The sequence below is a fragment of the Acidithiobacillus ferriphilus genome, assembly GCF_018854775.1.
Classification (GTDB): Bacteria; Pseudomonadota; Gammaproteobacteria; order Acidithiobacillales; family Acidithiobacillaceae; genus Acidithiobacillus; species Acidithiobacillus ferriphilus.
Map to the genome: position 1 here is coordinate 1 of NZ_JAAZTY010000160.1, position 4951 is coordinate 4951.

Genomic DNA, 4951 nt, shown 5'->3' on the forward strand with positions numbered 1-4951 from the left:
CTGACCAGTACCAGCCGTCGCGCGCCCCGTGTCACCAGCCATCGTGCCGTCTCCAGCCCGAAACCGGAGAGCCCGCCGGTGACCAGATAAACACCGTCGGCAGACAGACGAAGACCAGGCCCGCCATGGCGCGCGGGCCGTGCGGCAGGGGTGAAGGGCGCTTCCATATCCACCACGATCTTGCCAATCTGCCGCGCCTGCTGCATATGCCGGAACGCCTCCACCACCCTTGCCGCAGGAAAACGGACCATCGGCAGCGTAAAGAAGTCGCCTTGTGCAAAGTGTTCCATGATCTCCGTGAACAGCCGCCGCGTCAGCGCCGGTCGCCCCAGCAGCAATTGATCGGCATCGATCCCGAAATAACTCAGATTATTGCGGAAGGGACGCAAACCCATGGCGGTATTTTCGTAAAAATCGCGCTTACCCAGTTCGAGAAAGCGTCCAAAAGGCCGCAACACCTGTAGATTACGGCGTATCGCCTCGCCGGAGAGGCTGTTGAGGAGCACATCGACACCGGCGCCGCCCGTATCGCGCAGAATCGCCTCGGCAAAGTCGAGGGAGCGGGAATCATAGACCCGATTCACCCCCAACAGACGTAGAAAATCCCGCTTTTCCGGCGAACCCGCCGTCGCAAAGACCTCGGCGCCGAGTTGCTGCGCGATCTGAATCGCCGCGATACCCACACCGCCGGCGCCGCCATGGATCAATACGCGTTCACCGGCTTCCAGCCTCGCCAGTTCGCTTAATGCATACCAGGCGGTGAAGAACACCGTCGGAATCGTCGCCGCCGCCGCCATGTCCATACCTGGCGGCAGAGCGGCAATGGCCATTTCCGATGTCTGCACATGGGTACTGAAACTGGCGGGGGCAAAGCCGAGCACCGCATCCCCCGGTGCCCAGCGGGTCACCTGCCGTCCCACCGCGACAATCCGCCCGGCGAACTCGAGCCCCAGACCGGGGCCGGAGAAACCGTTTTCGAGGGCTTCATCGGAAAGCATGCCCAAGGCATACATCACATCGCGGAAATTGAGCCCCGTCGCTGCCACGACCACCTCTACGGCATCGTCAGCAAGGGCCGGACACGGATGATCAGCCCATTGCAGATTGCGGAGCTGGCCAGGCAGCGAAAAACCCAATCGTCGGCGGGAAGATGCCTGCATCGGGTCTGCCACCGCTGGCGAGGCCAGTTCTTGTACCCGTGGGGCATAGCGTCGGCCTTCGGCATCAAAAACCAGTTCGGTCTCCGCATCGGGATCGAGCAGCGCAGCGACGACGGCCGTCACCGTCGCCGCCGTGGGCGATGTCGTCCCCCAGTCGATCAGGCGCAGCGCCCATTCCGGCCACTCGTTCTGCAGGCTGCGGGCAAAGCCGCAGAGCCCCGCCGCATCCAGCACCGATAAATCGGCCGGTTGTTCATCCGCCAACGGGCAGGTTGCCCGGACACCGCCCGCCGTCAGCACAAAGACGGGCGCCACATCCATCTGACTCATGCCCCATAAGCCCAAAGCACGGAGCATCTGACAGGATCGTGACAACGCCGCCGGCGAGAAAGGGGTTGTCAGTGCAGGTTGCTCCAGATAGACCACCCCCGCCCAATGCTTATCCCCCGCATTTTCCGCCAAGGCCGACGTCAGTAAGGTATCAGAGTCGGCGGCAATGAAATGGCACTCGGCGCCAGCCGTCGTCAGCGCCGTCCGCAGCATCACCACCCCCGGTACGTGCTCCGCTCCCGGCGTACCCACCAGCAACCAGCGTCCGGTCGTGGAACGGCTTTCCGGCAGCTCCACTGACGCTGCTTTACGCAGTAGCAAGGCGTACGCACCCGTGCCAGCCGCTTCCGCACCCAAGACCATGCACTCGGCGAAACCACGGCCCTCCAGCCACTGCCGGCACTCCACCATGCCCATCAGGGACGGATCGTGTTCATCCACCGTTTGCCACCAGAGCTCCGGATGCACCCCTTGTACCAGCAAGACGCCCGTCGCGGCCACACAGTCCGCGGCGCAGTCCAGCATTTGCAACTGCACATCCCTATCGGCCACATCCAGGCGCAACCATGCCAGATGCACCACAGGCCGGTTTTCGTCCTGCAGATGGATGGTCGTCCACGGTGCCGTCAGGGACGCCTCGGCGTCATTCAACCCTGCCTGATAGAGTGCGCAGCGGACATCATCCCCCACGTCCGCCGCGAGTGTCGGCAACCACTCCGCCGCCGAATGACTGATCTCCAGTATCCCCAGGCGCTGGCCCGCAGATAATTCCATCCGCAACGCGGCGACCAGCGCACTCAGTCCGGCCATCATCGGTGGGGTCATGGTCTGGAGGATGGCCGGATAAGCGGCCATCGCGATCTGCGGCCATGTGCCCGACTCTCCGCCGCCGGACTGATGCAAACCCCAGCGCCCGACCTGCAGGGTGATCGGGAAAAACTCCGGATAATCCTGCAGAAGGGTTTGCCAGATATCCGCTGCCGCGATCTGCTCGCCACTCACTGTCGCAGATTCCGCCCCATAAGCCCGCAGCAGCCCCTCCACCAGTGGTGAAAACTCCTCGATATAACGCGCGGCAGCGGTACTATCCGCCAGCGCATCGGCCAATAGCGTGTGTATGGCGGCCAGATCGAGCGAAATCCGCGCGTCGGCACCATGCGCCAATGGTGCTGGCGTCAGCCTGCTGTGCAGATAGCGCAGGCGCTCGATGTCGCTGCGCAGCAAACGCACCCGGCGCAGGCGCACGCCCTCGCATCGGACCACCACCCGGCCTTGTTCATCGCTCAGGCTCAGATCCGCCAACAAGGACTGCGGCGAGCGGCGCAGCAGCCGCACGGACGCCCAAAGCACGCCCTCTGCCGCCGCCAGCAAGCTCAGTCGCTCGACGCGCACCGGTACATAACCCCAGCCAGCCTGTGCAGTACCCCCGGCAGCCAGCAGATCCACAAAAAGCTGCAATGCCCCATCGAGCAGTGCGGGGTGCAACAAATAATCCGTGGCATCCGCTGGCGCCGGCAGCGCCAATCGCGCCAGCACGCCACCTTCTTGCAGCCATCCCGCCTGTATCGACTGAAACGCCGGGCCATAGTGGAGACCAGTCATATCCGCCAAACGATAGTGCTGACCCGCATCAAAATCCGGGAGCCGGGAGGGTGGCGTCGAGAGTTCCTGGAGCGTATCCGGTCCCGCGCCCGCACTACCCCGGCGAATCCGCCCTTTACCGTGGAGTGTCCAGCCCTCCTGCAACAATGGGCGCGCCTGAATTGTCGCCACACCGCCCTCGTCCACGCTGACGCGCAGCACCTTGCTATCATCGTCATCGATGAGCAGCGGCGCCACGATTTCCAGATCCTCGATGACGAGATGCGCGGAACTTGCAAAGCGCTCACGCGCTGCCGCCAGCAGCAATTCCACGTAACCCGCTCCGGGAAAGATTAGCCCGTCCCCCACCCGATGATCGGCCAGAAAAGGCAGCCGCTTCGTATCGATCTGCTGCTCCCATTCCCCGGCATGGCCAGCAACGGGATGCCCCAGCAACGGATGCACTGGATAAGCAGCGAGCGTTCGCGTCGACTCGCTGGTGACCGTATGCCAGTGATGTTCCCGCTCCCACGGATAACGGGGCAAATCGACCACCGGGGCCGGTACCGGGTAATAGCGTTGCCAATCCGTCGGCACCCCGGCCACCCAGAGCGCGGCCGCCGCCTGCGTCAACACCTGGGCATTTTCCTCGCCACGGCGCAGCGTGGTGACGACTCGCCCATCCTGCTCTGCCGCATTCAGTGCGTCCTGCACGTAACCACGCAGCACCGGATGCCCACCCAGTTCGATAAAGATATTCCATGACTGCAGCAACCCATCCACCGCCTGCTGAAAACGCACCGGCTCGCGGATATTCCGCCACCAGTACGTCGCGTCCAGCGTCTCTTCGGCGAGCACCGCGCCGGTTACCGTCGACAGCAGCGGGATGCGCGTCGCCGTCGGGTGGAGATCCGCCAGGCTGTCCAGCAGCGCCGCGCGGAAGGCGTCCATCTGCGGACTATGAAAGGGATAATCCACATCCAGGCGCTTATGGCCCACGCCCAGATTGCGCAATCGCCGCTCCAGTGCCGTCAATGCGTCCTGGGCGCCCACCACCGTCGACCCGCGCGGGCTGTTCCATGCGGCAATGGATAGCCTGTCCTCCAGGGCCCAGTCCTGCAACCAACCCAGGGTCGTATCCGCATCCGCCGCCACTGCCGTCATCTGCCCCAGTCCCCGCGACTGGCCCTGCAAACGACTACGCTCGTAGACCACCCGCACGGCATCGGCGAGACTCAGACCGCCACAGGCCCATGCCGCCGCCACTTCACCAACGCTGTGCCCGGCCACCGCCACCGGTTCGATTCCCAACGCGCGCAGGCACTCCGTGCCCCCCACCTGGAGCGCAAAGAGCGCCGGCTGGGCGAATTCCGTCAGCACATAACGTCCCTCACCGAGCAGGCCCGCCAACTCATCCCGCAAGGCATAGCCCGCCAGCGGCAGGAAGATCGCGTCTATCGCCGCCAGCGTTTGCGTAAACACCGGCTCATTCAGCAGGGCCCGACCCATGCCCGCCCATTGACTGCCATTTCCGGAATAGAGGAATACCGGGCCGCGCGGCGCCTCCAGCCCTTTCCCCAATGCGGTCGGGGATGCATCCTCACCGGCGGCAAAAGCGCGTACATCCGTCGCCAGATCGGATTCGCCGCCGCCCCAGAACAGGGCGCGCTGACCCAAGCGCTCGCTACGAAAATTCGCCTGATAGCGGCAGGCGTAATCCTGCTCCGCCACCCCCGTCAGCACGCCGGCGAAATCCGCCGCCACCTGTCGCAAAGCAGTCGGCGTCGCCGCCGACAGCAGCAGCGGCCAACGCTGCGCGCGGCGCATCTTTCCGGGCGAACGTAGCCGCCGTCGGGGCTCCGCCGCCCGCTCCAATATCA

General features: G+C 64.5%; 1 protein-coding gene. It reads right to left on the reverse strand.

The features are described 5' to 3' along the window. Positions 1 to 4951, reverse strand: a 4951-nt coding sequence (locus HF921_RS10875) for an acyltransferase domain-containing protein (RefSeq protein WP_215893803.1), incomplete at both ends; no start/stop codon positions are given.